The sequence below is a fragment of the Streptomyces sp. NPDC048331 genome (assembly GCF_043201215.1).
Classification (GTDB): Bacteria; Actinomycetota; Actinomycetes; order Streptomycetales; family Streptomycetaceae; genus Streptomyces.
On sequence record NZ_JBICYT010000001.1, the window covers coordinates 109,582 to 136,316 of the forward strand.

At 73.0% G+C, this 26,735-nt stretch carries 22 protein-coding genes; 5 read left to right on the forward strand and 17 right to left on the reverse strand.

What is annotated here, in order from left to right; all coding sequences use genetic code 11:
* Positions 1-109: 109 nt before the first annotated feature.
* Positions 110-1,963 carry an asparagine synthase (glutamine-hydrolyzing) gene (asnB, locus tag ACGFYY_RS00485; RefSeq protein WP_393706426.1) on the reverse strand — a complete coding sequence of 618 codons (1,854 nt, stop codon included), beginning with the start codon at positions 1,961-1,963 and terminating at the stop codon, positions 110-112.
* 204 nt (positions 1,964-2,167) lie between these two features.
* Here asnB and ACGFYY_RS00490 point away from each other — a divergent pair, with 204 nt between their 5' ends.
* Entirely contained in the window at positions 2,168-2,941 is a 774-nt protein-coding gene (locus ACGFYY_RS00490) for an aquaporin (RefSeq protein ID WP_393706427.1), read from the forward strand.
* Between the two features lie 101 nt (positions 2,942-3,042).
* Here the strand turns inward: ACGFYY_RS00490 and ACGFYY_RS00495 are convergent, their stop codons facing one another.
* The 10 genes from ACGFYY_RS00495 to ACGFYY_RS00540 all read right to left on the reverse strand — a co-directional run bounded on the left by ACGFYY_RS00495 (position 3,043) and on the right by ACGFYY_RS00540 (position 14,580).
* On the reverse strand, positions 3,043-4,104 hold the full coding sequence (locus ACGFYY_RS00495) for a DUF6081 family protein (protein WP_393706428.1): 1,062 nt from the start codon (positions 4,102-4,104) through the stop codon (positions 3,043-3,045).
* A 147-nt stretch (positions 4,105-4,251) separates the two neighbouring features.
* Positions 4,252-4,872 carry an NAD(P)H:quinone oxidoreductase gene (gene wrbA / locus ACGFYY_RS00500; RefSeq protein ID WP_365279186.1) on the reverse strand — a complete coding sequence of 207 codons (621 nt, stop codon included), beginning with the start codon at positions 4,870-4,872 and terminating at the stop codon, positions 4,252-4,254.
* Positions 4,873-5,010: 138 nt separating this feature from the next.
* Positions 5,011-6,195, reverse strand: a complete 1,185-nt coding sequence (locus ACGFYY_RS00505; RefSeq protein WP_393706429.1) for a 3-hydroxybenzoate 6-monooxygenase — start codon at positions 6,193-6,195, stop codon at positions 5,011-5,013.
* Between the two features lie 7 nt (positions 6,196-6,202).
* Entirely contained in the window at positions 6,203-7,480 is a 1,278-nt protein-coding gene (gene aroA / locus ACGFYY_RS00510; RefSeq protein WP_393706430.1) for a 3-phosphoshikimate 1-carboxyvinyltransferase, read from the reverse strand.
* Positions 7,477-9,594, reverse strand: a complete 2,118-nt coding sequence (gene tkt / locus ACGFYY_RS00515; RefSeq protein ID WP_393706431.1) for a transketolase — start codon at positions 9,592-9,594, stop codon at positions 7,477-7,479. The genes aroA and tkt overlap by 4 nt, the downstream gene beginning before the upstream one ends.
* Before the next feature lie 123 nt (positions 9,595-9,717).
* Positions 9,718-10,059 carry a hypothetical protein gene (locus ACGFYY_RS00520; protein WP_365279175.1) on the reverse strand — a complete coding sequence of 114 codons (342 nt, stop codon included), beginning with the start codon at positions 10,057-10,059 and terminating at the stop codon, positions 9,718-9,720.
* A complete protein-coding gene (locus ACGFYY_RS00525) occupies positions 10,056-11,936 on the reverse strand; it encodes an anthranilate synthase family protein (RefSeq protein ID WP_393706432.1) in 1,881 nt (626 codons plus the stop codon). The genes ACGFYY_RS00520 and ACGFYY_RS00525 overlap by 4 nt, the downstream gene beginning before the upstream one ends.
* Positions 11,933-12,574 carry an isochorismatase family protein gene (locus tag ACGFYY_RS00530; RefSeq protein WP_393706814.1) on the reverse strand — a complete coding sequence of 214 codons (642 nt, stop codon included), beginning with the start codon at positions 12,572-12,574 and terminating at the stop codon, positions 11,933-11,935. The genes ACGFYY_RS00525 and ACGFYY_RS00530 overlap by 4 nt, the downstream gene beginning before the upstream one ends.
* 46 nt (positions 12,575-12,620) lie before the next feature.
* Entirely contained in the window at positions 12,621-13,391 is a 771-nt protein-coding gene (locus tag ACGFYY_RS00535; RefSeq protein WP_365279169.1) for a 2,3-dihydro-2,3-dihydroxybenzoate dehydrogenase, read from the reverse strand.
* Positions 13,392-13,410: 19 nt separating this feature from the next.
* On the reverse strand, positions 13,411-14,580 hold the full coding sequence (locus tag ACGFYY_RS00540; RefSeq protein ID WP_393706433.1) for a 3-deoxy-7-phosphoheptulonate synthase: 1,170 nt from the start codon (positions 14,578-14,580) through the stop codon (positions 13,411-13,413).
* A gap of 270 nt (positions 14,581-14,850) precedes the next feature.
* On the opposite strand from ACGFYY_RS00540, the gene ACGFYY_RS00545 reads away from it, so the two are divergent.
* The gene (locus tag ACGFYY_RS00545; protein WP_393706434.1) at positions 14,851-15,822 is read left to right on the forward strand and encodes a transaldolase family protein; all 972 of its coding nucleotides are present in this window, start codon (positions 14,851-14,853) and stop codon (positions 15,820-15,822) included.
* Here the strand turns inward: ACGFYY_RS00545 and pabB are convergent.
* Positions 15,812-17,968 carry an aminodeoxychorismate synthase component I gene (pabB, locus tag ACGFYY_RS00550; protein ID WP_393706435.1) on the reverse strand — a complete coding sequence of 719 codons (2,157 nt, stop codon included), beginning with the start codon at positions 17,966-17,968 and terminating at the stop codon, positions 15,812-15,814. The two genes, ACGFYY_RS00545 and pabB, sit on opposite strands and share 11 nt — an antisense overlap.
* 18 nt (positions 17,969-17,986) lie before the next feature.
* Positions 17,987-18,724 carry a methyltransferase domain-containing protein gene (locus ACGFYY_RS00555; RefSeq protein WP_393706436.1) on the reverse strand — a complete coding sequence of 246 codons (738 nt, stop codon included), beginning with the start codon at positions 18,722-18,724 and terminating at the stop codon, positions 17,987-17,989.
* A 248-nt stretch (positions 18,725-18,972) separates the two neighbouring features.
* Between ACGFYY_RS00555 and ACGFYY_RS00560 the strand changes: the two genes are divergently transcribed.
* A complete protein-coding gene (locus ACGFYY_RS00560) occupies positions 18,973-20,904 on the forward strand; it encodes a helix-turn-helix domain-containing protein (RefSeq protein ID WP_393706816.1) in 1,932 nt (643 codons plus the stop codon).
* Here the strand turns inward: ACGFYY_RS00560 and ACGFYY_RS00565 are convergent.
* Both ACGFYY_RS00565 and ACGFYY_RS00570 read right to left on the reverse strand, forming a co-directional pair.
* Positions 20,861-22,012, reverse strand: a complete 1,152-nt coding sequence (locus tag ACGFYY_RS00565) for a transposase (protein WP_365266133.1) — start codon at positions 22,010-22,012, stop codon at positions 20,861-20,863. The two genes, ACGFYY_RS00560 and ACGFYY_RS00565, sit on opposite strands and share 44 nt — an antisense overlap.
* 351 nt (positions 22,013-22,363) lie before the next feature.
* The gene (locus tag ACGFYY_RS00570) at positions 22,364-23,887 is read right to left on the reverse strand and encodes a hypothetical protein (RefSeq protein ID WP_393706437.1); all 1,524 of its coding nucleotides are present in this window, start codon (positions 23,885-23,887) and stop codon (positions 22,364-22,366) included.
* A 96-nt stretch (positions 23,888-23,983) separates the two neighbouring features.
* Here ACGFYY_RS00570 and ACGFYY_RS00575 point away from each other — a divergent pair, with 96 nt between their 5' ends.
* Together ACGFYY_RS00575 and ACGFYY_RS00580 are read left to right on the forward strand one after the other, a co-directional pair.
* The gene (locus ACGFYY_RS00575) at positions 23,984-24,523 is read left to right on the forward strand and encodes a WcaF family extracellular polysaccharide biosynthesis acetyltransferase (protein ID WP_393706438.1); all 540 of its coding nucleotides are present in this window, start codon (positions 23,984-23,986) and stop codon (positions 24,521-24,523) included.
* Entirely contained in the window at positions 24,520-25,638 is a 1,119-nt protein-coding gene (locus tag ACGFYY_RS00580; RefSeq protein WP_393706439.1) for a glycosyltransferase, read from the forward strand. The genes ACGFYY_RS00575 and ACGFYY_RS00580 overlap by 4 nt, the downstream gene beginning before the upstream one ends.
* A gap of 16 nt (positions 25,639-25,654) precedes the next feature.
* Here ACGFYY_RS00580 and ACGFYY_RS00585 read toward each other — a convergent pair whose 3' ends face one another.
* Together ACGFYY_RS00585 and ACGFYY_RS00590 are read right to left on the reverse strand one after the other, a co-directional pair.
* Positions 25,655-25,870 carry a hypothetical protein gene (locus ACGFYY_RS00585; RefSeq protein ID WP_030720705.1) on the reverse strand — a complete coding sequence of 72 codons (216 nt, stop codon included), beginning with the start codon at positions 25,868-25,870 and terminating at the stop codon, positions 25,655-25,657.
* Positions 25,871-25,978: 108 nt separating this feature from the next.
* Entirely contained in the window at positions 25,979-26,650 is a 672-nt protein-coding gene (locus ACGFYY_RS00590; protein WP_365266127.1) for a hypothetical protein, read from the reverse strand.
* Between the last annotated feature and the right edge of the window lie 85 nt (positions 26,651-26,735).

A 26,735-nucleotide genomic window follows, 5' to 3' on the forward strand; every position in this document is an offset into this window, starting at 1 on the left:
GGGGGGGGGCGGGGCCGGGGGGGGGGGGGGGGGGGGGGGGGGGGGGGGGGGGGGGGGGGGGGGGGCCCCGGCCCGCCGGGCCGCGGGGGGGGGGCGGGGCCCACGCCGGTCAGAGCTCGACGCGGACGTCGTACTCGCCGACCCAGGTGTTGAACTCGATCAGGCGCTCCAGGACGGCGCGGGCACTCCACGGGCCGCCGACGCCGTAGGAGCCCTCGGGCACGTCGAGCAGCTTGCGGATGTCCGCCTCCGAGACGAGCCGCAGCACCGGGGCGCCTTCGACGAGCAGGGCCTCGACCTGCTCGCGCAGGGCCATCTCGTACCTGCGGTCCTGGGTGGAGGGGTACGGGTTCTTCTTGCGGTCGAGGACCGAGTCCGGCAGCAGGCCGCGCATGGAGGCGCGCAGCAGGCTCTTCTCCCGGCCGTCGAAGGTCTTCATCGCCCACGGGGTGTTGTAGACGTACTCGACCAAGCGGTGGTCGGTGAACGGGACGCGTACCTCCAGGCTGACCGCCATGCTGATCCGGTCCTTGCGGTCCAGCAGGAAGTTCTCCCAGCGGGTCAGGTTGAGGTACGTGACCTCGCGCATCCGCTCTTCGAGGCCGCTCTCGCCCGCCAGGCGGGGCACCTCGTCCAGCGCCTCGGCGTAGCGTCCCTTGACGTACTCGGTGAGGCCGAGCTTGTCCCACAGGCCGACCGTCTTCAGGGCGCCGATGCCGCCGGCCTTCTCGAAGGGGTGGTGCCAGGGGAAGCTGTCGGACTCGACGGCCTCCTTGTCGTGGAACCAGGTGTAGCCGCCGAAGAGTTCGTCCGCGGCCTCGCCGGACAGCGCGACGGTCATCTGCTCCTTGAGGGCACGGCACAGGATGAGGAGCGAGTACTCCATGTCGCCGGTGGAGACCGGCAGGTCCTGCGCCCGCAGGACGGTGCCGCGCACCTCCGGGTCGAGGATGTCCTCGTTGTCGAGTTCGACGATGATGTGCTCCGCGCCGACCCGCTCGGCGACCTCGACGGCGAACGGGGTGTCCGGGTCGGCCCACTGGACGTTGGCCTCGAAGCGCTCGTCGTGGCCGACGAAGTCCACGGAGAAGGCGCGGATGGGCTGCTCGACGCCCTGCTTGGTGAGGGCCTTGGCGGCGAGGGCGGTGACCGCGCTGGAGTCCAGGCCGCCCGAGAGCAGGGTGCCGACGGTGACGTCGGCGACGAGCTGGCGCTCGACGATGTCCTCGAGCAGCTCGCGGACGGTGGCGATCGTGGTGTCGAGGTCGTCGGTGTGCGGCTGGGCCGTCAGCTCCCAGTACTTCTCCTCGCTGCGGCCCTCGCGGGTGAAGCGGACGATCGTGGCCGGCTTGACCTCGTACATGCCCTGGTAGACGGCGTGCCCGGGGGTCTTGACGATGCTGAAGATCTCCTTGAGGCCCTCGACGTCGACGACCGCCTCGGCCTCGTCGTGGGCGAGGATCGCCTTGGGCTCGGAGCCGAAGAGCACGCCGGCGGCGGTGGGGTAGTAGTAGAGCGGCTTGACGCCCATCCGGTCGCGGACGAGGAGCAGTTCCTCGGTGCGCGGGTCCCAGACGGCGAAGGCGTAGATGCCGTTGAGGCGATCGGCGAAGCCGGCGCCCCACTCGACGTAGGCGCGCAGTACGACCTCGGTGTCGCTGGTGGTGCGGAACGTGTGGCCCAGGCCCCGCAGTTCCTCGCGCAGCTCCTGGAAGTTGTACACCTCGCCGGTGTACGTGATCACCGGCTGGGTGTGGTCGTCCGGGTCGGCGAGCATGGGCTGCTTGCCGCCCTCGAGGTCGATGATCGCCAGGCGACGGTGGCCGAGGATCGCGTGGGCCGAGGTCCACAGCCCACCCGCGTCCGGGCCGCGGCACTCCATGGTGCCCGTCATGGCCGACGCGGTCTCGGTGTGCGCCGTCAGATCGCGCTCGAAGTCAACCCATCCGGCAAGGCCGCACATAGGTGATCGGTTCCTCTCGATAAGGGGGGAGGCCGGGCCAGGTGTCCTTGGCCGACTTCGACGAATGTGCCGCCCGGCGTGCGGGGCGGTCCATCGGGGCCGCACCACTTCGTCAGGTGACCAGGACTTCTTCAGGTCCGTGGCACCTGACGAAGTGGCGCGGCCGGCGTTGCCGGGGCCGGGCCGGGGCCGCACATTCCGATCATGACCAGAACTTCCCTCGATACGGGTCCACGGACCGATGGACCCCCCGTACGCGCGCGCGGGCGGATGCCGCGCCTCCTGGAGATCACCCTCTACGAGTTCGCGCTGTCCACCGCGATGCTGTTCACCGTGGTCACGGCCGTCCGCTGGATGGCGGGGCCCGGCACGCCCTTCGCCGCTCTCTTCCCGACCCTGACCGGTCAACTCGTGGCCATGGGGCTGCTGGTGGGCGTGATCGTCGCGCTCGTGCTCGGGCCGTCCATGCGCCGGGAGACCGCCGGTCACCTGAACCCGGCCGTCAGCATCGGGCTGTGGCTGCTACGGGTCCTCCCCGCCGAGGTGGTGGTGCCGTTCGTCGTGGCGCAGTTGGCCGGCTCGGTGGCCGGCGCGGGTCTGGCGCGCCTGGTGTGGGGTGAGGCGGCCGCCCGGGTCGGGGACGCCGCGCTGCGGCCGGCCGCCGACTGGAGCATCGGGGCGGTGTTCGCCGCAGAGGCCTCGGCCATGGCCGTGATCATGCTGATCACGGCCTTCGTCGGGTCGCGCCCGCGCCTGCTGAGGTACCTGCCCGTGGTGGTGGGGGCCTGCGTCGCCGCCGTGATCGTCTTCCTGGGGCCGCTCTCGGGCGGGGGCGCCAACCCGGCGCGCCAGTTCGGACCCGCGCTGGTCTCCGGCACGACCGGGCTGTTGTGGGTCTACGTACTGGCCCCGGTCGCGGGATCGCTGTTCGCGGCCCTGGTGGCCGGACTGCTGAAGTGGCGGGCGCCGGCGCGCTAGCGGATGCCGTGCGGATCCGCCGAACGCCCGCAGGGGCGGCATCGGGCCCGAGGGGGCCGGATGCCGCCCCTGCGGCGTCGTGGGGCCGGCGGGCGGGGGTGTCAGAGTCTTCCCGGCCGGGAGGCGATGGCGACCTTGCCCACCTCGAGCCGCACGCCCTGCCCCCAGAGCCGGTTGTCCGGCCGGCTCGCCTCGTCGAGGAACCGCGCGGGGCGTGGGGCGCCGGCGGCCGGGTCGTAGTAGTGGTCGGGTCGGTCGCTGAGCTTCACCAGGCCGCGGCCGTCGGGGCCCGCCGCGTCGAGCAGGGTGAACATGCCGATGCCGCAGGACAGCTGGCGCGGCGAGACGGTCTCCTCGGTCCCGCCGTGGTCGAGGATCACGTGTCTCCGGTCGGCGGGGACGTGACCGAGGTCGTCGACGGCGAGGACCTCGCGGCCGTCGACCTTCCAGACGGCCTTGCCGGCGGCCTTGTCGAAGGAGATGGCCAGGTCGTGCCGTCGGCCGGGCCGGCGGGTGGCGACCGGGAGCGCGTAGGAGAACGCCGCGTAGGTGGAGCCGGGGCTGGGGAGCCGCTCGTAGAAGGCGTAGACGCGCTCGTCGGTGAGGAAGAAGTCGAAGACCAGGTTCGTCTCGAAGTCGATGACGGACATGGCCCCGGCGCCGAGCCGCAGATCGTCGTGGGCGTCGGCGACCGCCGTGCCGAAGGGGTGGCGGTCGGCGCCGGTGGTGCGCGAGGCGAGCCGGGTGCGGCAGGTCAGCACCTGGCCGGGGACCGCGTCGAAGCCGGTGACGCCGGTGGAGGCCCGGTGATCGGCGACGGCGTACCACTTGAGGTGGTCCCCGTCACCGATGCCGCCGGCCGACTCCTGGGCGCCGGTGAACGCGAAGGCGGGTCTGCCGGTGGCCGGGTCGGTGCCGGTGGGTACGACCGTCAGGCCGCTCGCCGAGGTCGTCGGCCTGCCGTCGCCGTAGGGCAGTCCGCCGGTCGGGGTCAGGGCCCACTTGGCGTTCTCGCCGGTGTGGGAGAAGCCCGCCCGGAAGTCGTCCCAGACGATGTCGTAGCCGCCCGAGGCGGCCGGTGCTTCGGCCGCGCTCGCCGGCACGGTCACCGCCGTGAGGGCCGCGACGCATGCGATCGCGTACCGCAGGGGTCTCTTTCTCATGTCCGTCTCCGCGGAAGGTGGGGTGGGGGTACGGGTCGGGGGGGGGGGGGGGGGGGGGCGGGGGCCCCCCCCCCGGGGGGGGGGGGGGGGGGGGGGGGGGGGGGGGGGGGGCCCCCGGCCCCCCCGACGGTTCGTGCTGGGACTCGGTCAGACGGTCGCGAACCCGCGCTTCAGCGCGGCGGCGATCTCGACGGCCCGGCGGGCCTGGAACTCGACGGAGGCGACGTTCACCTCGGCCACGTTGTTCGGGTTGTTGCCCGAAACGCTGCTCGCGCCGTACGGGTTGCCGTTGGCCGGGTCGAACTGCACCGGGTCGGCGAAACCGGGCGCGACGATGATCGAGCCCCAGTGGTAGAAGGTGTTGTTCAGCGCCAGCAGCGTGCTCTCCTGGCCGCCGTGGGCGGTCGAGGTGGAGGTGAACGAGGAGACGACCTTGTTCACGAGCTTGCCCTGGAACCACAGGCCTCCGGTGGTGTCGATGAACTGCTTGAGCTGCGCCGCGGGCAGGCCGTAACGGGTCGGGGTGCCGAAGAGGACGACATCGGCCCATTCCAGGTCGGCGAGGGTCGCCTCGGGAACGTCCGCCGTGGCGGCGGCGTGGGCGGCCCACGCCGGGTTGCTCTCGACGACCGCGGCGGGCGCGAGCTCGGCGACCTTCAGCAGGCGGACCTCCGCGGCGCCGGCCTTGGCGGCGGATTCGGCGGCGGCCCGCGCCATCGTGTGGACGTTGCCGGTCGAGGAATAGTAGATGACGGCGACATTGGTCATGACGGGTACAACTCCCTTGTTGGGTACTTCAGATGGATTCGGCGCCACGGGCCTGGCGGCCGGTGGTGCGCCGGGGGAACGGGTCCAGACGCACGAGCACACCGCGTCGTGCTCGTGCGGACAGCAGTCGCAGCCTGGTCACGCGAGCCGCTCACCGTGCAGCCAGGCGACCTTGTCGTGCATGTCCTCGGCGGACAGGCCCGACAGCATGGCGTTGCGCTCGACGGCGTCCCGGCCGGCCGGGTGGTAGAGCCGGTGGCCCATCTCCCGCGCCACCAGCTGGATCTCGGCCGTGCGCGCGCGGCGCGTCGCGCTGTACTTCTCCAGGCGCTGGACGATGTCGTCCTCGGAGCAGTCCTCCAGCGACTGCGCGATGACCACCGCGTCCTCCAACGCCTGGCAGGCGCCCTGGGCCGCGTACTGGAGCATCGGGTGCGCGGCGTCGCCGAGGAGCGCCACGCGCCCGTCCGTCCACACGTCGACGGGGTCGCGGTCGCACAGGACCCAGGACTTCCAGTCCCGGCCGAGTTCGAGGAGACGGCGCGCGGTCTCGCCGAGTTCGGGGAACTCGTTCAGGACGTGCTCGCGCTCGGCCGGCCGGCCGACGACGACCTCCCGCGCGTCGTCGTCGCGGGTCGCGGCCAGGTTCAGGTACGCGCCGCCGCCGATCGGGTAGTGGACGAAGTGCCACTTGGGGCCGGCCCACAGGGTCACGGTGTTCCACCGCAGCTCCTCGGCGACCTGGTCCATGGGGATCACCGAGCGGTAGATGGTGTGCCCGGAGACCCGCGGGTCCCCGTCGCCGACCAGCCGGCGGCGTACCGCGGACCGGATGCCGTCGGCGCCGATCAGGGCGGCCCCGGTGAGCCGCTCGCCGGTGGCGAGGACGGCGGTGACCTCGGCCGAGCCCGGGGCGCCCGACTCGTAGGAGACGACCTGGCTGTTGCCGCGCAGTTCGATCAGCGGGTGGGCGCGGCAGCTCTCCAGCAGCGGCTCGTACAGGTCGGAGCGCTGCACGACGGCGTACGGGTTGCCGAAGCGGGTGCGGTAGTCGCCGGTCAGCGGCATGGAGGCGACCCGCTCGCCGGTGGTGCCGTCCATGAACCGCAGTTCGTCGATGTAGACGGCCCGGGAGCGGACCGGGGAGCCCACGCCGAGCAGGTCGAGGGCGTGGAAGGCGTTGGGGCCGAGCTGGATGCCCGCGCCGAGTTCGGTGAAGGAGTCCCGGCGCTCCAGGACCGTCACCCGGTGCCCGCGGCCGGCGATGCCGAGTGCGGCGGCGAGTCCGCCGATGCCGCCGCCGGCGATGAGTATGTGCGCCATCTGTGCTTCAGATTCCTTGTGGTGTCGTGTGGTCGGGGAAGAGCCGGCGTAGTTCGGCGTGGAACCCGGGGAAGGTCTTGCCGACGCAGGACGGGTCGTCGAGGGTGATGCCGCCCGCGCGCAGCCCCAGTACGGAGAAGGCCATGGCGATCCGGTGGTCGCGGTAGCAGGCGATCTCGGCGGGCCCGGTGGCGCCGGGGTGGACGGTGATCCGGTCCGGGCCCTGCTCGGTACGGATGCCGAGGGCACCCAGGTTGCGGGCGACGGCCTCGATCCGGTCGGACTCCTTGAACCGGGCGTGGGCGATGCCGTGGACGGTGATCGGGGCGTCGGCGAGCGGAGCGATGGCCGCCAGCGTCATGAAGGTGTCCGAGATGTCACCCATGTCGACGGCGAAGCCGCCGGTCAGGGCCCCGTCCGGGCGGCCGGTGACGGTGGTTCCCGCGTCGGTGACCGCCACGTGCGCGCCCATCCGCCGCAGCACGTGGGCGAAGCCGAGGTCTCCTTGGAGGCTGCCGGCGCCGAGGCCCGGTACGGTCACGCGGCGCCCCGTCACGGCCGCGGCCGCGAAGACGTACGAGGCGGTGGAGGCGTCCGGTTCGACGGCCAGGTCGGCCGCGCGGTAGCCGCCGGGACGCACGGTGATCGTGCCGTCCCCGTGGTCCTCGGCGGTGGCGCCGAAGTGCCGCATCAGCGCCAGGGTCATATCGATGTACGGGCGGCTGACCAGGTCCTCGGCCCGTACGGTCAGCGCCCGGCGCATCAGCGGGGCCGCCATCAGCAGCCCGGTGAGGTACTGGCTGCTGAAGGAGGAGTCGAGGACGAGTTCGCCGCCGTCCAGGCCGTCGGCGGTGACCGTCAGGGGCAGGGTGCCCGCCGGGCCGCAGGCCACCCGGGCGCCGAGCGCGCCGAGGGCGTCGACCAGTGGGCGCAGGGGGCGCGCCCGCAGTTGGTCGCTGCCGTCGAAGACGAACTCGCCTCGGCCGGTGGCCGCGAAGGGCGGCAGGAACCGTGCGGCGGTGCCCGCGTCGGCGCACGCCACCGAGGTGACGGCGCCGGCGGTGGGGCCGCGGCCGCCGCCCCGGATGTCCCAGCCCGTGTCGGCGCCGGTGATCCGGATGCCGAGGTCGGTCAGCGCGGTGCGGAAGGCGAGGGTGTCCTCGCTGATCAGAGGCGCGCTCAGCCGGGTGTCCCCGGCGGAGGCGGCGGCCAGCAGCAGTGCCCGGTTGGTGATGCTCTTGGATCCGGGGATGCGGGCGATCAGCGGGGCGGTGGGCGAGGTCATGAGCGCCGGGCGGCCCGGGCCGCGCTGACGCGGGCGGCGGCCGCCACCCGCTCGGCGGTCAGTCCGTAGCGCTCGTAGAGGACGGCGCCGGAGGCCGAGGCGCCGAAGTGGTCGAGTCCGACCGTGTGGCCCGCCTCGCCGACGAGGGCGTACCAGCCGAGGACCGACCCGGCCTCCACCGAGACCCGGGCCCGTGTCCGCGGCGGCAGCACCCGGTCGCGGTACTCCTGGCTCTGCTCGGCGAACCACTCCAGGCAGGGCAGGGACACCACCCGGGTGGGGATGCCGTCGCGCTGCAGGATGCGGCGGGCGTCGAGGGCGATGTGCACCTCGCTGCCGGTGGCCAGCAGGAGGACCTCGGGCTCGCCGCCGGTGGCCTCCGCGAGGATGTAGCCACCGCGTTCGGCGCCCGCCGCGGACTCGATGTCCGAGTCCGGGGAGCGGTCCAGGACGGGCAGGTTCTGCCGGGACAGGCACAGGCCGGCGGGCCGGTCGGTGCGCCGTAGCAGCGAGGCCCAGACGGCCGCGGTCTCGTTGGCGTCGGCCGGGCGTACGACGTCCAGCCCGGGGATCAGGCGCAGCGCCCAGAGGTGTTCCACGGGCTGGTGGGTGGGGCCGTCCTCGCCGAGGCCGATCGAGTCGTGCGTCCAGACGTAGGTGACGGGCAGCTTCATCATGGCGGCGAGCCGTACGGCCGGGCGCATGTAGTCGGAGAAGACCAGGAAGGTGCCGCCGTAGGGGCGGGTGCCGCCGTGCAGGGCGATGCCGTTGAGGATCGCGCCCATGGCGTGCTCGCGGATGCCGAAGTGCAGGGTGCGGCCGTAGCGGTGGCCGGTGAAGGCCTCGGTGGACAGCTCTTCGGGGATGAAGGAGGGCTCGCCCGCCATCGTGGTGTTGTTGCTCTCCGCCAGGTCGGCGGAGCCGCCCCACAGCTCGGGCAGCACCCCGGCCAGGGCGGAGAGGACCTCGCCCGAGGCCTTGCGGGTGGCGACGGAGGTGCCGGGGGCGAAGACGGGCAGCGACTCCTCCCAGCCGGGCGGCAGTTCGCGTGCGGACAGACGGTCGAACTCGGCGGCGCGCTCGGGGTGGGCGGCGCGCCAGTCCCGCTCCCGCTTGTCCCACTCGGCGCGGGCCGCGCGGGCGCGCTCGCCGACCCGGCGGGCGTGCGCGAGCACGTCGGCCGGGACCTGGAAGCTCAGCTCCGGGTCCAGGCCCAGCGCGACCTTGGTGGCGGCCGTCTCGGCGGCGCCGAGCGCCGCTCCGTGGATCTTGCCGGTGTTCTGCTTGCCGGGCGAGGGCCAGCCGATGACGGTGCGCAGGGCGACGAGCGAGGGGCGGTCGCTCTCGGCGCGGGCGGCGACCAGGGCGCTGTGGAGGGCTTCGACGTCCTCCACGTAGGAGCCGGTCACGGTCCAGTCGACCTGCTGCACGTGCCAGCCGTACGCGCGGTAACGGGCGGCGATGTCCTCGGACTGGGCGATCTGCGTGTCGTCCTCGATGGAGATGTGGTTGTCGTCGTGGAGGACGACGAGGTTGCCGAGCTTCTGGTGGCCGGCCAGCGAGCTGGCCTCGTGGCTGATGCCCTCCTCCAGGTCGCCGTCGGAGGCGAAGACCCACACGGTGTGGTCGAAGGGGCTCGTCCCCGGGGCGGCGTCGGGGTCGAACAGGCCGCGTTCGCGGCGGGCGGCCATGGCCATGCCGACGCCGTTGGCGAGCCCTTGGCCGAGCGGCCCGGTCGTGGTCTCCACACCGGGCGTGTGCCCGTGCTCGGGGTGCGCGGGGGTCAGGCTGTCGGCGGTGCGCAGGGCCTTGATGTCGTCGAGTTCGAGGCCGTAGCCGCTGAGGTAGAGCTGGTTGTAGAGGGTCAGGCTGGAGTGGCCGCAGGACAGGACGAACCGGTCGCGCCCGGCCCACCGCGGGTCGGCGGGGTCGTGCCGCAGCAGCCGCTGGAAGAGCAGGTACGCGGCCGGGGCGAGGCTCATCGCGGTGCCCGGGTGGCCGTGCCCGGCGGCCTCGACGGCGTCGACGGCCAGTGCGCGCGCCACGTCCACGGTCCGGCGGTCCAGCTCACTCCATTCGAAGCGTCCGGTCTCGCTCTGCGGTGGGGTACTCACGGCTGTTCAGGGCTCCTCGGTGGGATCGGGAAAGGGAGTGAGGGGGTGTGGTGGGGCCGCGCGGGCCGCACCACACCCTGCAACGCGCGGCCCTTCGCGGGGCAGTCGCGCCGCGGTACTTCGTCAGGTGCCGGAGGGTTCCAGCGCGAGGCCGTGGCCGGAGAGTTCGGCGAGGGCGAAGACGCCCTCCACGGTGGCCTCCACGTCGAACAACGTGCGCTGCACCGGAGGGCGCCCGATGAGTTCGGCCGCGCGGGCCGGCAGCGGCGCCGCGGCGGCCCGCGCGGACTCCCACAGGAGGACGGCGCCCCACCGCTCGGTCGCCGCGTCGGAGATCCAGAACTTCAGGCGCAGGCCCTCGACCCCGGCGAACAGGTCGACGGCCTCGTCTCGGAGGAATCCGCGCATCGACTCGACGGTCCGCCCGGTACCGGCCAGGTCCCACCACACGACGGCGGCCTTCACGACGTCCCCTCCCCGAGCAGGCCGGCGAGTGCCTCGCCGACGATCCGGGGCCCGTCCTCGGTCAGCACCGATTCCGGGTGGAACTGCAGGGAGTGGAAGCCCGGCCCGCGCAGGGCGTGGACCTCGCCGTTCTCCGGGTCCCGGCTGATCTCGAACATCCCGAGGTCGCTCTCGCCCTTGTCCTCGGAGCTGTGCGCGGCGAAGGTGTTGTAGAAGCCCACCCGCTCGGCCCGCCCGAACAGGTCGATCCGACGTTGCACGCCCTGGTTGGGGTGCTCCCGGCGGACCAGGTCGAGGCCGAGCCGCCTGCTGAGCACCTGGTGGCTGAGGCAGACGGCCAGGAAGGGCCGCCCCTCGGCCAGCAGGGTCCCGATGGCCCCGCGCAGATGCGCGATCTTGGGGTGGTCGGTCTCCTGCGGGTCTCCGGGGCCCGGGCCCATGACGACGAGGTCGTAGGGGTCGAAGGTGTACGGCTCGTCGAACCGGCGGACCGTCACCTCGGCGTCGAAGGACCGCAGTTGGTGCTCGATCATCGCCGTGAAGGTGTCCTCGGCGTCGACCACCAGCACTTTGCGGCCCGCCAGCGCCGCCACCGCGCGTCGCCGTGCCGCCTCGTCCGCGAGCCAGAATCCGGAGATGTTCTCGTTGCGCCGGGCCAGGGCCCGGCGTACCGCCGGGTGGTCGCCGAACCGGGCGGGACCGGCGTCGCCGAGCACGGCCAGCAGGCCGGCGGCCTTGGCGCGGGTCTCGGCGACCTCGGAGAGCGGGTCGGAGTGCCGTACGAGGGTGGCCCCCACGCCGATCCGCATGCGGCCGCCGGCGTCGATGTCGGCGGTGCGGATGAGGATCGCCGAGTCCAGGGTGCGCGCGCCGCGTCCGTCCTGTCCGACGAGGGCGAGGACTCCGCTGTAGTAGCCGCGGCCCTGGGGTTCGTAGCGGGCCACGACCTTGCCGGCGCTCTCCAGCGGCGAGCCGGTGACGGTCGGCGCGAAGAGCGTCTCGTGGAGGATCTCGCGCGGGTCGAGGTGGGTGCGGCCCTCGATGAAGTACTCGGTGTGCGCGAGCCGGGCCATCTCCTTGAGGTGGGGGCCGGTGACCCGGCCGCCCGTCTCGCACACCCGGGCCATCATCTTCAGTTCCTCGTCGACGACCATGTACAGCTCGTCGGACTCCTTGGCGTCGGCGAGGAAGTCCAGGACGCCCGAGAGGGTCGGACCCGAGGCGGGGTAGCGGTAGGTGCCGCTGATCGGGTTCATGACGGCCCGGCCGTCGGCGACGCTCACGTGCCGTTCGGGCGAGGCCCCGACCAGCGTCCGGTCGCCGGTGTGCACGACGAACGTCCAGTACGCGCCCTTCTCCCGCTCCAGCAGGCGGCGGAAGAAGCGCAGCGCGGAGCCGACGCCGTAATCCGTGATGTCGGCGACGAAGGTGCGCTTGATGACGAAGTTCGCGCCCTCGCCGGTGCCGATCTCGTCCGTGACGACCTGGCGGACGATCGCCGCGTAGGCCTCGTCGTCGGTGTCGAAGGCGCCGCCTTCCGCAAGGTGCACGGGGGCGTCCGGGATGCGGGTCAGCACCTCGGCCAACGGCGGCTCGCACCGTTCGGCGATGGTCATCGCGAGCAGCGGCGTACCGTCGTCGGGCGCCTCGTAGCCCCGCTCGGCGAGCTGCCGGTACGGGATCAGGACGACGGTGTCCTGCCGCGCCGTGCCGTCGGCCGTGAGGTCGGCGAGCGCCACGCCGGCCAGGTCCGCGACCTCGGTCAGGTCGCCGAGGAACAGCTCGGCGTGATCGGGTCCGGTCGTTTCGGGGCGGTGCACGAGCAGGAAGGCGGGGGGCCGGTCCCCCAGTACCCGGCCCAGCGGGTCCGTGCTCATCGCTCCTCCCGTCCGCCGGTGGCCGCGTCGGGCCCGTCGAGGTCCGCGAGGAGCCCCTTGGTGGCGACGACCGTGGCGCACCGGGCGGCCGCGTACTCCAAGGCCATCCGCTGGTCCTGCGGGGTGAAGTCGGCGACGGCGTCGCCGACCAGGAAGGGCTGGATGTCGTGGCTGAAGGCATCGACGGCCGTCATCAGCACCCCGACGTGTGCGTACACGCCGCAGATGATCAGCTGGTCGCGCCCGGCGGAGCGCATGCGTTCCAGCAGGTCGGTGTGGTGGAAGGCGCTGTAGCGCCACTTGGTGAACACCCAGTCGCCGTCGGCCGGCGCCAGGGGCTCCACGACCTGCCGGTGCTCCGGGCTCGGCCGCATGCCCGGGCCCCAGAAGTCCTTCAGCAGTCCCCGCTGCCGCGGGGTCATGCCACCGGGCTGCGCGGTGTACGCGACGGGTATGCCGAGCGCCGCGCAGCGGTCCCGCAGCCGCGTGGAGTTCGCCACGAGGTCGGTGACGGGCTGTTCGCCCGCCGGGAAGGGGGACAGGAAGAACTTCTGCATGTCGTGCAGGAGCAGGACCGCGCGGTGCGGGTCGACGGTCCACCGCGCGGGGCCGGTGGGCAGGTCGCCCGCCGCCGGCATCGGGTAGGCGTCGACCTCGGGGATGAACCGGGGCTGTGCGTCGGAACTAGACACCGAGCGCCGCACCCCCGTCCACCGTCAGGTCGTGCATGGTGATGTGGGACGCCTGGTCCGAGAGCAGGAAGCACACGGCGTCGGCGACGTCCTGCGGCTGGGCCAGCTTGCCCAGCGGGATGCCGACCCGGTACTTCTCGGGCGCGCCCTCGATCGAGGCCTGTGCGCTCGAACTGTCCTGCCACATCGACGTCAGCATCGGGGTGTCAGTGGAGCCCGGCGCGACGAGGTTGGCCCGGATGTTGAACCGGGCCACCTCCAGGCCGAGGCACTTGGTGAACATGGTCGCGGCCGCCTTGGAGGCGGCGTACGCGGACATCTCCGCGCGGGCGGTTCCCGCCGCGTTGGAGGCCACGGTGACGATGGCACCGCTACGGCGCGCCACCATGTGGTTCACGACGGCGCGGGACATGAAGAAGACGCCGGTGGTGTTGACGGCGAACGTGGTGGCCCACTCCTCGTCGGTCAGGGCGCGCGCCTGGCCCAGGCGCAGCACACCGGCGGCGTTGACGAGGAAGTCGAGCGGCCCCAGGACCGATTCGACCTCGGCCACCACCGCGTCGACGTCGGAGCTCACGGTGACGTCCGCGGGGAAGGCCGTGACCTCGTGCCCCGCCTCGGCCGCCGCCTTCACCGACGTACGCAGCCGCTCGGCGTCACGATCGACGGCCGCGACCCGCACGCCCTTGGACGCCAGCGCCCGGACGACGGCCTCTCCGATGCCGCCGGCCGCGCCGGTGACCAGAGCGGTCTTTCCTTCCATGATCGTTGAACTCCCTTCTTCAGACGCGCCAGGCGGAGGCGACCTGGATCGCCTGCTCGGGGTTGAGCCGGGGGTCGCAGAAGCTGGTGTACTTCTCGCCCAGCTCCCCGACGCGGGAGGCGTCCGCGACGCATTCGCGGACGGCGTCCGGGGTCGTCTCCAGGTGCAGTCCGGCGGCGACGCCACCGTTGTCGCAGACCGCGTTCTGGAATTCCTCGACCTCGCGGACGACGGTCTCGATGTAGCGGGTCTTGTAGCCGCCCGGCGCGTTGACCGTGTTGCCGTGCATCGGGTCGCACATCCACAGGACCGGGAATCCGGCGTCCCGTACGGCGCGCACCAGGGCGGGCAGCCGTTCGGCGGCCGTACCGGCGCCCATCCGGGAGATGAGGGTGAGGCGGCCGGGGTCCCGGGCCGGGTCGAGCCGCTCGCACAGCGCGAGCAGCTGCTCGGGGGTCGTCCTCGGGCCGACCTTCGTGGCGACCGGGTTGGCGAGCGAGGCGAAGAAGGCGACGTGCGCCCCGTCGAGCTCGCGGGTGCGCTCGCCGATCCACGGCCAGTGCGTCGAGGTCAGCAGGAGCGAGCCGTCAGGCTCGGTACGGACCAGGGGGCCTTCGTAGTCGAGGAGCAGGGCCTCGTGACTGGTCCACACCGGGGCCTCGGCCGCGCTGGGGCGCCGCTCGCCGTGTCGGCCGAGCAGCTCCATGACGTCGGCGGCCGCCCGGTAGCCCAGGAGCAGCCGCTGGGGGTCGGGGCGGCGCAGGACCGGGTCCGGTTCGGGGCTGTTGACCATGTGGCCGCGGTACGAGGGCAGTTCGAGACCGCCCACGATCTCGGTGTCGCTGGAGCGCGGCTTGCCGAACTGTCCGGCGAGGCGGCCCACGCGCAGCACGGGCTTGTGCGAGCGGGTCTTCATGACGCCGGCCAGGACGTCCAGCAGCGCCGCCTTGCGCGCCACGTGCCCGGGTGTGGCCTCGGCCGGGTCCTCGGCGCAGTCCCCGATCTGGACGACCTGGACGGTGCCGGCGGCGGCTTCGGCGAGCAGGGCGCGCAGGGCTCGTACGTCCGCGCCGTTCACCAGGGCGGGGGCGTCCGCCAGTTCTTCGCGGACCTTCCGCAGGGCGGCCCGATCAGGCCACTGCGGCTGTTGTCCTGCGGCTAGCGATTTCCAGACTGCAATCTCTTGCACGTGGTCTCTCCCAGTGATGGACCTGCCGACATGGCGATGCCGAGGAGTCTGTGAAGCGCTGTGCCTGGGTCACCAGGAGGGCCCTGCCACTTCGTCAGGTGGCCCGTCACTTGGTCAGGTGGCACGTACTTGGTCAAGTCTCGGAGTTCGTGGCTGCAAAGGGGTGAAAGCGGCGAGAAATGGCCGGCTCGCGCGTCGGGCGACCGCCGACCTGACAAGGACTCGGCTCCGAGCTGCCGGGGGCGACGCCGAGCGCCCTACTCTCTGCGCATGTTGAGCCAACCCGCCGCCCGGTTGTTGAAGCAGCTGGCGGCCGAGGGCGTGTCACCCTGGCTGGTCGCCGCGGGTGCGCGGGAGATCCTGCCCGCCTCGCCGTCCGCGGCCGCCGATGCCGCGCTGTTACGGGGCGCGGTCGCGCCGGCCGCCGATCCGGCCGCCGTCCGCCGGGCCTGCGACGCCCTGCGGGGCGCCTTCGCGGCGAGCGGGGGACAACAGGGCCGGGTGTCCGTGCCGGTGGATCCGCGCGCGGCGCACGACGCGTCGGCCCTGGTGGCGGCGGCCCGTACCGCGGGCGGCGCGGTGGGGCGGCCCAATCTGCTGATCCGGGTGCCGGCGACGGCGGCCGGACTCACCGCGATGTCGGACTGTCTGGCGATGTCCATCAGCGTGGACGCGGACCTCGTCTTCTCCGCGGAGCGGTACGAGGAGTTCCTCGACGCGTACCTCACCGGGATGGAGCGGGCCCTGGCGGCCGGCCGGCCGCTCGGCCGGATCACCGCGGCGGCCTCGGTGCCGGTGGGCGTCCTCGACGCGGAGGTGGACAGCCGGCTGCCGGAGCCGGCGACACCCGCGGGAGCGGCGGCGGGCGTCCGCGGCACGGCCGCGGTGGCGCTGGCCCGGCAGCTCCACCGGCTGCGGGAGGAGCGGCTGGGCACTGACTGGTGGCGGGTGCTGCGCGCCGCCGGGGCCGAGCCCCCCTCCCTCGTGTGGACGGGGGTCGCGCCTTGGCACGTCGGTGAGTTGATCGGCTGGAACACCGCGCAGGCCGCCTCCCTGGAGGTGCTGGAGGCGGCCGGCGCGCGCGGCGGGCTGCGGGGCGACACCTTGCTGAACGCCCACGAGGAGGCCCGGCGCGCGCTGGAGGCCCTCGAAGCACTGGGCGTCCGGATGCGGGACGTCGCCCGGGACCTGGAGGCGGCGGAGCTGTCCCGCCTGCGCCGGGCCTGGCCGTTCACGTCCTGACGTCCTCCATGCGGCGGTCGCGCGCGGCGGACCGTCCCGGGAACGGGGCCGTGGTCAGCGAGAGCAGCGGTCCCGCCTTGACCGCGGTCTCCTCGAACTCGGCCGCCGCGTCCGAGAGGGCGATGATCGCTCCTCCGGTGCCGTAGCGGACCTTGTCCTCGGTGACCAGGGCCGTGCGGATGACGATGCTCAGATCGGCGGCGCCGGAGAGCGAGAAGTACCCGAGGGCGCCGGAGTACACCCCGCGCGGTCCGGCCTCCAGCCGGTCGATGATCCGCATGGTCCGCACCTTGGGGGCACCGGTCATCGAGCCCCCGGGGAAGGCGGCCCGTACGCACCGCACCGCGCTGCTGTCCCGGCGCAGGCGCGCCCGTACGGTGCTGACGAGTTGGTGGGCTCCGGCGAAGCTCTCGACGCGGAAGATGTCGGTGGCCTCCACCGTTCCGGGTTCGGCGCAGCGCCCGAGGTCGTTGCGGACCAGGTCCACGATCATCAGGTTCTCGGCGCGGTCCTTCTCGCAGGTCAGCAGGTCCGCCACCAGGGCGGCGTCCTCGGCGGGCGTGGCTCCTCGGGGGCGGGTGCCCTTGATCGGCCTGGACTCGACCAGACCGTCCCCGTCCACCCGTAGGAACCGCTCGGGCGAGGTGCTCAGCACGGACAGGCCGCCGAACTGGAGCAGCGCGCCGAACGGGGCCGGGTGGCTGCGGCGCAGGTGCAGGTATCCGGCCCACGGGTCGAGCCGGCCGCGGACCTCGGCCGTGTTGGTGAGGCAGACCTCGTAGGTCTCACCGGCCGCTATCTCCTCGTGGGCGGCGGCGATGAGGCCGAGATAGCCGGCGCGGTCGTGGCGCAGCCGGATCTCGCCGGTCAGCGGGACCGAACCGTCCGGGGCGGGCGCCGCGCCCCGCGGCAGGTGCGCGAGCCGGTCCGCCAGGGCGGCGAGCCGGCGGCGGGCGGTGTCCTCGGATCCCTCGACGCCGTCGTCCGCGAGCGCCAGCAGGTGGGTGGTACCGGTGTGGTGGTCGAGGACGAGAGCCCGGTCGGTGAAGACCATCACGGCGTCGGGGTCCTCGGACCGGTGGACGAGTTCACCGCCGCACTCGGACTTCAGCTCGTAGCCGAGGTACCCGGTCCACCCGAGGGCGAAGTCGAAGGGTAAGGCGGGGACATGGGTCTCGATCGCGCGCAGGTCCTGGTCGAGCCAGTCCAGGAACGGGCCCGAGACGATCTCCGTGTCCGAGGCGGAGTCCACCCGGACCGTGCCGCTCCACACGTCGGCGCGGGCCACCCGTGCCAGCGGGCCCGAGGCGTCACCCATGATCGAGAATCGCCCGTCGGTGGCGTCCGGTCGGCTGCTGTCGAGCCAGAAGGAGTAGGGGTTCCCCCGGAAGAGCAGGTCGTAGGCCCGCTCCGCGTCCCAGTCGGTGGGCAGCTCGTGGGTGAGCACGCGCAGGCGACGCGTTCCGGCGCGGGAGGCCGGCGCGGGTCCGGCGGCGACGGCCGGCCGGGCCGTGGACCGGGCCTCGGCGGTCCGGCGGGGCGGCCGAGGTGTCCGGGTCGGCCGGGGAGCCGCGTGCTCGCTCAGGTCCATGAAGTTGCGCAGGAGTTCCACCCCGTGCTCGGCGCAGATCGACTCGGGGTGGAACTGCACGCCCCACATCGGCCGGGTGCGGTGCCGCAATCCCATCAGGACCCCGTCCGGCGACCAGGCCGTGGCCTCCAGCTCGGGCGGCAGGTCGGTCACCGCCAGCGAGTGGTAGCGCACGACCTCCATGGGTGACGGCAGCCCGGCGAACAGGCCCGTACCGTCGTGCCGTACGCGGGAGATCCGCCCGTGCCGGGGAGCGGGCGCCCGCCCCACGGTGGCACCGTGCAGCGCGCCGATCGCCTGGTGGCCCAGGCAGATACCGAGCACCGGGAGCCGTGTCGTCGCGAGGATCTCGCGGGAGATGCCGAGGTCGCGTGCTTCGAGGGGGGTCCCCGGGCCGGGTGAGACGACCACGTTGTCGAAGTCGGCCAGTCGTCGGGCGCTCCAGCGCGGATCGTCGTTGCGGACGACCTCGGGTTCGCGGCCGCCCGCCTCGGTGATCTGGTGGAAGAGGTTGTAGGTGAACGAGTCGTAGTTGTCGATCAGAAGCGTGCGCATGTCTCCCCCGTCCCGCGCCTACGCCAGGACCGGCAGGACCGGTAGGACCTGGAGCAGCATGTGCTCGACCGTGTCCTCGCCGTACTCGCCTTCGCGCACCTGGAGGCTGCGCAGGACGCGCAGTTCCCGGCCGCACTCCTCGGCGATCCGGTGCAGTGCGGGCAGATCGCCGCGGTCGCTGAAGTGCAGCAGGACGACCCCGCCCGGGGCCAGCCAGCGCGGTGCCTGCTCCAGGTAGCGTCGGTGGGCCCGGTAACCGGTGTCCACGTAGGCGCGCTCGTGCACGGACTTGTACTCGTAGGACTCGGGAGCCAGCACGTAGTTGGAGCTCCAGAAGACGGTGTCGAAGCGCTCGTTCTCGGGCAGGCCGGAGAACAGGTCGCTGTGCACGGCGCTCAGCCGGTCCCCCACCCCGTGGCGCTCGGCGTTGACCGCCGCGTTCTCCACCGCCTGGGGGCTGATGTCCGCGGCGACGACCCGTCCGTATCCGGCGAGGGCGGCCGTCACCGCGATCACGCCGGTGCCGCAGCCGATCTCCAGGAAGGCGGAACGGCCGGTCGCCGGGCGGTCGCGCGCCTCGGCCAGTTCGAGGAACTCCAGGGCGACCCCGGTCGAGGGGGAGAACACGGGGGCGAAGACCGCGTCCAGCAGGTCCCACTCCCGTCCGTGCATCGTGAACGTCCTCGGCCGGTCGGGTCTGGTCAGCGACATGCGGCTGCGGTGGATGGAGCGTTCGTAACTCTGGACCTGCGACATCGGACCCCTCGTACAAGCGATGTGAACGGCGCCCGGTCGAGGCCCCGCGGACAGGTCTATCCGCCGGCCGGCCCCGTCCAGAAGGTGGCCCGGCGACAGCGTCATTCACACAGAGTGGTGACCCGAGCACAGCACACCCCACCTGACCTGGCACTCTAGAATCAACAAAATGTTGAACCGCATGCGCGGAACCTGAGGGGGCGACTGTGAAGTCGGAGGACCGGCGGTCCGATACGGACGTGTCCGAGATGCTGGTGCTGCTGGCCAGGGAGGCACGGACCGAGGAGTTCGAACGCGTCGTACGGACGGCACGCGAGGCGGGCGCGGACGAGGCCGAACTCGCCCGGCTGGAGCGGGCGAAGAACCTGTCCCTGAGCATCCGGGCGCTCTTCGCCCGCCGCCAGCAGCGCGAGGCGGGCCTGAGCGCGCTGGTCGACACCGCACGGGACCTGACCCTCCCGTACAACCTGGACACCCTGCTCAAGGTCATCACCCGGCGGGCCCGACTGCTGCTGGGGCTCGACATGTCCTGGGTGACCTTCCACTCGTTCGAGGCCGGCCGCTCGATCGTCCGGGCCGCCGACGGCCACACCTCGGCCATCACCGTCGGATTCGCCGTCCCGATGGGCCGGGGCGTCGGCCAGCAGGCCCGGCAGCGCTCCGCACCCTTCTGGACGGCCGACTACCTCCGCGACGACAGCTTCGCGCACTCCGAACTGATCGACGACGTGGTGCGTGCCGAGGGGTTGCACGCGCTCATGGCGGTGCCCCTGCGGCACGAGGACACCGAGCTGGGGAACCTCTACATCGCGGGCCGCGGCATCCGGTACTTCGACCCGGACGAGCTGTCGCTGATGAGTTCGCTCGCCGACCTCGCGGCCGTGGCGATCGAGAAGACCCGGCTGCTGGACCAGGTCCGCAACGAGGTCGTCGGTCTGGAGCTGAACACCTCCCGCGCCATGAGCTCCTCCGCCGCCGCCCGCCAACTGCGCCAGGTCCACGGCGAGCTGATCGACGTGGTGCTGGCCGGCGGCGGCCTGCACACCCTGGTCGAGGAGGCCACGGCCCTGCTCGACGGAGACCTGCTCGTGCGCGACCAGGCCGGACGCGACCTCGTCTCCCCCGCCCGCTTCCCCGAGCTGGACGAGAGCGAGATGGGCTCGGTCCACCTCGACGCGCACACCGAGCGCCGGCCGGTCCGCACCCGCGAAGGCGTCTGGGTGGCCCCGGTCGTCGCGGGCCAGGAGATGCTCGGCACGCTCCTGTTGGCCCCGGCGGCGGGCTCCGACGCGGAGTCGGACACCTCGTACACGGTCCAACTCCTGGCCCTGGTGGCGCAGACCACCGCCGTGGTGCTGCTGATGCAGCGCAGCGCGGCGGCGGCCGAGGGCCTGGTCCGCGACGAGCTGTTCGACGACCTCCTCAAGGGGAAGGCCCCGGCGGCCAGGCTCGCCGAACGCGCGCACCGCATCGGTATGGACCCGAACACCTCGCACGTCGTCCTGGTCGCCCGCCCCGAGGGCGGCTCCCTGGCCCGTGCCGTCGTCCTGGCGTCCTCGTACGCCGGCCGGCACTCCGGGTTCAAGAGCGTCGAAGGCGATTCGATCATCCTCATGCTGCCGGGCACCGACGCCGCGGCCGTGGCACGGGCCGCGTCCGCGGCGCTGTCCTCGGCCCTCGACCACCCGGTGAGCATGGGGACGGCCGGCCCGGTCACGGACCTGTCGTCCGTGGGCGCCGCCTACCAGGAGGCGCGCTGCTGCCTGGACGCGCTGACCGCGCTCGGCGGCGCCGGCGGCACCGCCTCCTCCCACGATCTCGGCTTCCTCGGTCTGCTGCTCTCCCGCAGCCCCGACACGATCGAGTTCATCCACCGCACCATCGGTCCGGTCCTCGACTACGACGCCCAGCAGCGCACCGAACTCACGAGCACCCTGGAGGCCTACTTCGCCTCCGCCGGCAGCCCGACGCGGGCCGCCGAGACGCTGCACGTCCACCCCAACACCGTCTCCCGCCGACTCGAACGCATCGGTGAACTGCTCGGGCCCGACTGGCTGGAACCCGCCCGGGCGTTGGAGGTCCAGTTGGCCGTCCAGATGCAGCGCACGCGCCGGGTCCTGCGCGGCGCCGCCGCGATCAGGCGGGCCGCGCCAGCGTCCGAGGCCGGTACTCGACGGTGAGCGCGTGCGCGGCCGAGGCCAGCGTCGTGTGCCGGTGCCAGCCCCCGAACGACCGGCCCTCGAAGTCGACCATGCCGACCTCCGTGGAGACGGCCGCGAAGTCGGCGTCGACCCGCAGGCTCAACTTGGCCAGCCGCAGCAGCGGACCCCAGGGGGTGTCGGCCAGGTCGCTGAGCCAGCAGCGCCGCGGCCAGCTGTCCTTGCCCGTCCATTCGCCGAGCAGCGTCAAGGGCCGGCGGGTGCCGGGCAGCTGGACCGGGATCGCGGCCACCAGGCTCGTGCGGGGCGTGAGGGTCACCGGGTCGGTCCAGGTCACCGCACGCCGGAGGGTCCGTACCATCCGCAGGAGCTGATGCGCCGAGGTGCCGCGGCCGTCGTGTCCCACCAGGGCCGGCCCCACCGGGGTGACGGGGGTGGAGCCGGGGACGGCCGCCACGAACGGCAGGCCCGCGGCGGCGAAGCGCCGGGCCAGGGCGGCCGGATCGACCTGCGGGAGGTCGAGCACGACGGGCCTCGGAGGGCCGCCCACCCAGCCCTGCGACTCGACCGCGGCGCCGGCCGCGCACTCCAGGTCCGTCGCCGCCAGCTCCGGCTCCGGCACCCGCGGGGACCCCGGCAGGGGGGCGTCGCGCCAGTCGTCGCCGAGCGAGAGGCGCCAGTTGACCGGGCCGCTGCGCTCCTCGTTCGCGGCCCAGACACCGACGGCGTGCTGACTGTTGACCACCTGCCCCAGGCTGGGCACGAACCGCGGGCCGACCCCGACGGAGTGCCGGCCCGCCTTGGGAATGACCACCGGATGGACCACCCAGGCACGGGGCCGCACCGACCGCTCCAGGTAGCGGCCGAGGGCCGCGCGCACCGTGTTCCAGTCCCAGGTGGAGGCGGAGATGAAGTGGTGCAGGCTCTGCTCGGCCGCACGGTCCCCGACGTGCGTCGCGATGTTGCGCACGGACTTGCGGCCGCCGACCGACAGCAGCCCGCGGAGGTACATCTCGCCCTTGCGCCGCTGGTCGCTGCGCGGCAGCTGGGCGAAGATCTCCGCGCACAACTCACTGAGCATGCTGTCCGGCACCCGGTGCGTGAACGGTCGGTCGTGAACGAGGTGCATCTGCGCGTCTCCCCCTGCGTCGGCGAGCCCGCTGCCTTCCGCGGGCCACCTCCACCGTGCGCGCCGGGGCCGGTCCGTGCCCAGGTGCGCCCGCCACACACCTGCGTCACCGGATGCGCGACCGGCCACCCGACCGGCTCGGCCGCGCCCGGACGGAACCGGGAACAGGACCCGTGAAGCGGCCCGGATCCGGGCCGCGCGGGACGCCCGGCGCCCGGAAGAGGGACCTCCGGGGCCGCCTCGGCGCTCCCCCGGTGCCCGCACCACCGCGTGCGGGACTCCCACCGGTGACCCCGGCACCGGTGGAGTGCCTCACCGGGGCCGGAGCCGTGGGAGGCGGGTGCCGTGCGCTCAGCGCAGGGTGGTGGCCTTGTCCGAGCGGTAGGTCGCGACCAGCGCCAGACAGAGGGCGGCGATCGCCACCCGGCCGGAGGCCTGGAGCAGCGGCCCGCGCAGCAGGATGAACGAGTACCCCGCGACCAGCGGGACCACCACCGAGATCAGGCTGCCCGGTGGACTGCGTCGCGTGGCCCGCTTCGCGTACCGCCGGTCCACGCGGGCGGAGGCATAACCCATGCCCAACAGCCCCGCGCCCATGCCCAGCGGTCCGAAGTCGAGCCACAGCTCCGCCCAGATCGGGGAGGAGAGGTTGGTGTTGACCGTGCCCATCCACTGGCCGACCATCACGCCGGTGTCCCTCGGCTTGCCCGGCCACACCGCGCGGGGCACCGCGAAGAAGATCGATCCCGCGAGCTGGCGGCCGTAGTAGTGGCCGGGGCCGGAGTTCGAGAAGGTGATGGTGTTCGCGAACATGCCGATCTGGTCGTAGTCCTTGAGGGCCATCGGCTCCAGGAAGGACGTGGTCTCGACCGGCCGGTAGTTCTTCTCGTCGTAGCGGAAGCGGTCCGCGAAGGGGAAGATCAGGAGCGCGACGACCACCGCCATGGACAGCGCGACCCGGTACATCGCCGCGCTCACCGGGAAGACGGTGAACAGCAGCGCGAACATCACCGTCAGGAACCAGTACCGCGGGTTCGAGATCGGGTTGTTGACGATCAGGTTGAGCCCGGCGAGCGCCCCCCACGTGACGATGATCGACACCTTGCGGCGGGCGAACTTCGAGGTGATCAGCCAGCGCGTGTACAGCAGCAGCGCGAGCAGCGCCGGTACGGTGCCGAAACCGCGCAGCAGGGCCTGCCCGGCCTGGCCGTCGCCGTTGGAGACACCCGCCTCCTCGATGCCCGCGATGATCTCCTGGCGGCTGGAGAAGAAGACCGCCGGGCCGCCGAGCTTCATGATGAAGACGGCGCTGCACAGGAACGACAGGACCGTCAGCAGCTGGAGGCGGCGCCGGTGCGCCATGACGGGCCGGGACTCCTTCTGCGAGCCGCCCGCGCGCCCGGCCGGCCGGTGGCGGGCCAGCAGTACACCGACGTCGAAGGCCGTGCAGCCGAGCAGGACGAGCCCGATGGCGACGGTCAGGTCGGAGCGCGGACCGACGACCGGGGTCGGGACCTGGCCGAGGACGGCCTGGGCGAGCGGGGCCACCCCCATGGCCATGTAGACGAAGAGCCAGAAGGAGCCCTGGAGCAGCTTGCGGCGGCTGGTGAGCACCATCGCGGAGAGCCGGGCGCCCGCGTACATGGTGAGCAGCAGCTGGAGCCAGAAGGCCGCGTCGCGGGCGCCGGCGCCGGACTGCAGGGCGACGAACAGCGGCAGGAAGACGGTGAATCCGAGCGCGAGCGGGACGGACAGCGCGCGCGAGAGCAGGGTGCGCGGGAGGGTGGCCCGGCCCCACAGGCTCTCGTCCTCGAAGGGCGAGGGAACGGCCGGCTTCGCGGGCGTCGCGGAAGGCTTGCGTATGTCCGTCGTCACTGCCGCCCCCACCCGATGTGCCTGGTCCGCGCGCAGTCTAGTCTGAGCGGGCCACGCCCGGGGAGGCCGTGGCCGAGAGCACGATGGGGGCTTCTGTTGCGTGATCTTCCTTCCTTCACGCTGGCCGGATACGACAAGGGACGCGGGCTGCTGACGCAGGCGCTCTGGTTCGCCGTGATGAACACGGTCTTCATGGCCTGGTTCTGTCCGGCCCGGCTGCGGGTCTCGCTGCTGCGGGCCTTCGGGGCGAAGATCGGCGAGGGCGTGCTGATCCGGCACAAGGTCCGCGTGCTGTGGCCGTGGAAGCTCACCGTCGGCGACCACACCTGGATAGGCGAGGGCGCCTGGCTGCTGAACCTGGAGCCGGTGACCATCGGTTCGCAGGTGTGCGTCTCGCAGGAAGCCATGCTGTGCACCGGCTCCCACGACCACCGGGCCGCCGACTTCCGCTACCGCAACGCCCCGATCGTGGTCGAGGACGGTGCGTGGGTGGCCGTACGGGCGACCGTGCTCGCCGGGGTCACGGTGGGCCGCTGCGCGGTCGCGGGCGCGGGTTCGGTGGTCCACAAGGACCTTCCCGCGCTGACCCTGCAGACCCAGGACGGGCACCGCCGCCCGGTGGAGGAGCCCAAGTGAGAGTCCTGCACGCCGTCACCCTGCACTCCCCCTCGCACGCCTTCGGCGGACCGGTCCGGGTCGCGCTGAACCTGACGAAGGGGCTGCGGGCCCGTGGCCACGAGGCGCGGCTGCTCGCGCTCGGCGAGGGCTTCGACCCGTGGCCGACCGTCGTGGAGGGCGTTCCGGCGAAGCTCTTCCCGGCCCGTCGCCTCCTGCCCCTCGGCTTCAGCGGGATGACCTCGCCGGCGCTGCTGGCCTCGGCCGGCCGCCTCGTGCGGGACGCCGACGTCGTACACGTCCACCTGGCCCGTGATCTGGTGACGCTGCCGGTGGCCCTGGCGGCGCTGCGGGCGGGCAAGCCGCTGGTCCTGCAGACCCACGGCATGGTGGACCCGAGCGAGAAGCTGCTGGCGAAGGTGCTGGACGCGGTGGCGGTACGCCGGCTGCTGCGCGGCGCGGACGCGGTGCTGTACCTGACCCCGCACGAGCGGGAGGGGCTGGACGCGGTGGTCGGCGCGCCGCCCTTGGCGCAGGCGGTCCGGCTCGTCAACGGGACCCCGGCGCAGGAGGAGCGGCCGGCGCCCGAGGGCCCGCCGCGCGTCCTGTACTCGGCGCGCCTGCAGGCCCGTAAGCGGCCGGTGGACTTCGTGGACGCGGCCCCGGCGGTCCTCGCGGCGCACCCGGACGCGCACTTCGTGGTCGCGGGGCCGGACGAGGGCGAGCTGGCCTCCGTACGGGCCCGGATCGGGACGCTGGGCCTCACCGACCGGTTCACGGTCCCGGGGGCCCTGTCCGGAGCGGAGGTCCTGGCGGAGCTGCGCCGTGCCCACGTCTACGTGCTGCCGTCCGTGGACGAGCCGTTCCCCATGTCGGTGCTGGAGGCGCTCGCGGTGGGCGTCCCGTCGGTGGTGACCCACTCCAACGGTCTGGCCCGCGACATCGCCCGCGCCGGCGCAGGCCGTGCCGTCGACCCGGGCCCGGCGGGCGTGTCGGCCGCCGTCCTGGATCTCCTGGACCCGGCGGCCAACCGCGAAGCCTCACTGTCGGCCCGCGAACTGGCCGCGGCGTCCTTCTCCATGGACGCGGTCCTGGACACCCTGCTCCCGGTCTACGAACGCGCGATGCACCGCTGAGGCCGGCGGCGGAGGGTCAGATGACGTCCCGGCGCTCCTCGACCACCGGGATCGCGCCGGCCGCGGTCCGGCGGCGCTTGTAGATGCTGGTGTAGACGGCGAGACCGATCCCGCCCACCGCCATCATGATCAGACCGACCAGGTCGAGGTTGACGCTCTCCATCTCCCAGTCGCTGGCGAAGGTGAGGATCGCACCCACCACGATCAGGACGATGCATCCGCCGATGCCCATGGATCCGCCTTCCGCTGTCGGGACTGTGACGGCGCGGGTACCCGGGTTCCGGATACGAAAACGCCCCCGCGGGCCGGAAGTCCGGTCGGCGGGGGCGTTGTTCGTCTGTCAGGCCGGGATCCAGGCGTAGCAGCCCGAGGAGTTGAACTCCGCCGTGCCGGCCGGGATCGTGGCCGTGATCTTGTCGCCCGCCTTGGGCGGGGTCTCGGGGCCCGAGGCGAGAGTGCCGCCGTCCTTGCCCTTGGCCTCCCAGGTGCAGTTGGTCGCCTGGGTGAGCGCCCGGTAGGTGCCCGCCGCGGGCGAGGTCCGGGGGCCTTCGGGGAAGCCCTTCTCCGCCGCCGCGAGGATCGGCTTCTGGTCCGGGCACAGGATGGTGATCGCGTCCTTGGCGCCCGGGATCTCGCCGGTGATGACGGCTCCGGTCGCCGCGTCCTTGTCGTGCTTCGCGGTGCGCTGCACGCGCTGGCAGGCGTCCTGGCCGCCCTGCAGCACGGACGCCGGGTCCACCTTGTCGGGGACCCGCCCGCTCAGGTACTTCTTCTCCTCCGCCGTGAAGGTGCCCGTCTTCGGGGTCAGCTTCGCGTCCGGCACCGTGGGGCCGGTCGGCTTCGCGTCGGGGTCGGTCGACGGCTGCGGTGCGTCCGCCGGGTCGGGGGCCGACGACGAGGCCGGGGGCTTCGGCGAGGCGCCGGATTCGGCCTTGTCCCCGCCCGAACTGCAGGCGGTCAGCGTCAGGGCGGCGGCCAGCAGGACAGCAGCCGCTGCGGAGCGTCGGTACATCGGATGGCTCCCGTACTCAAGGGGGTGTGCAGCGGGGCCCGGCCACAGAGAGCCGGACCCCGCACGCCGTCAGGCGGTTGTTTCG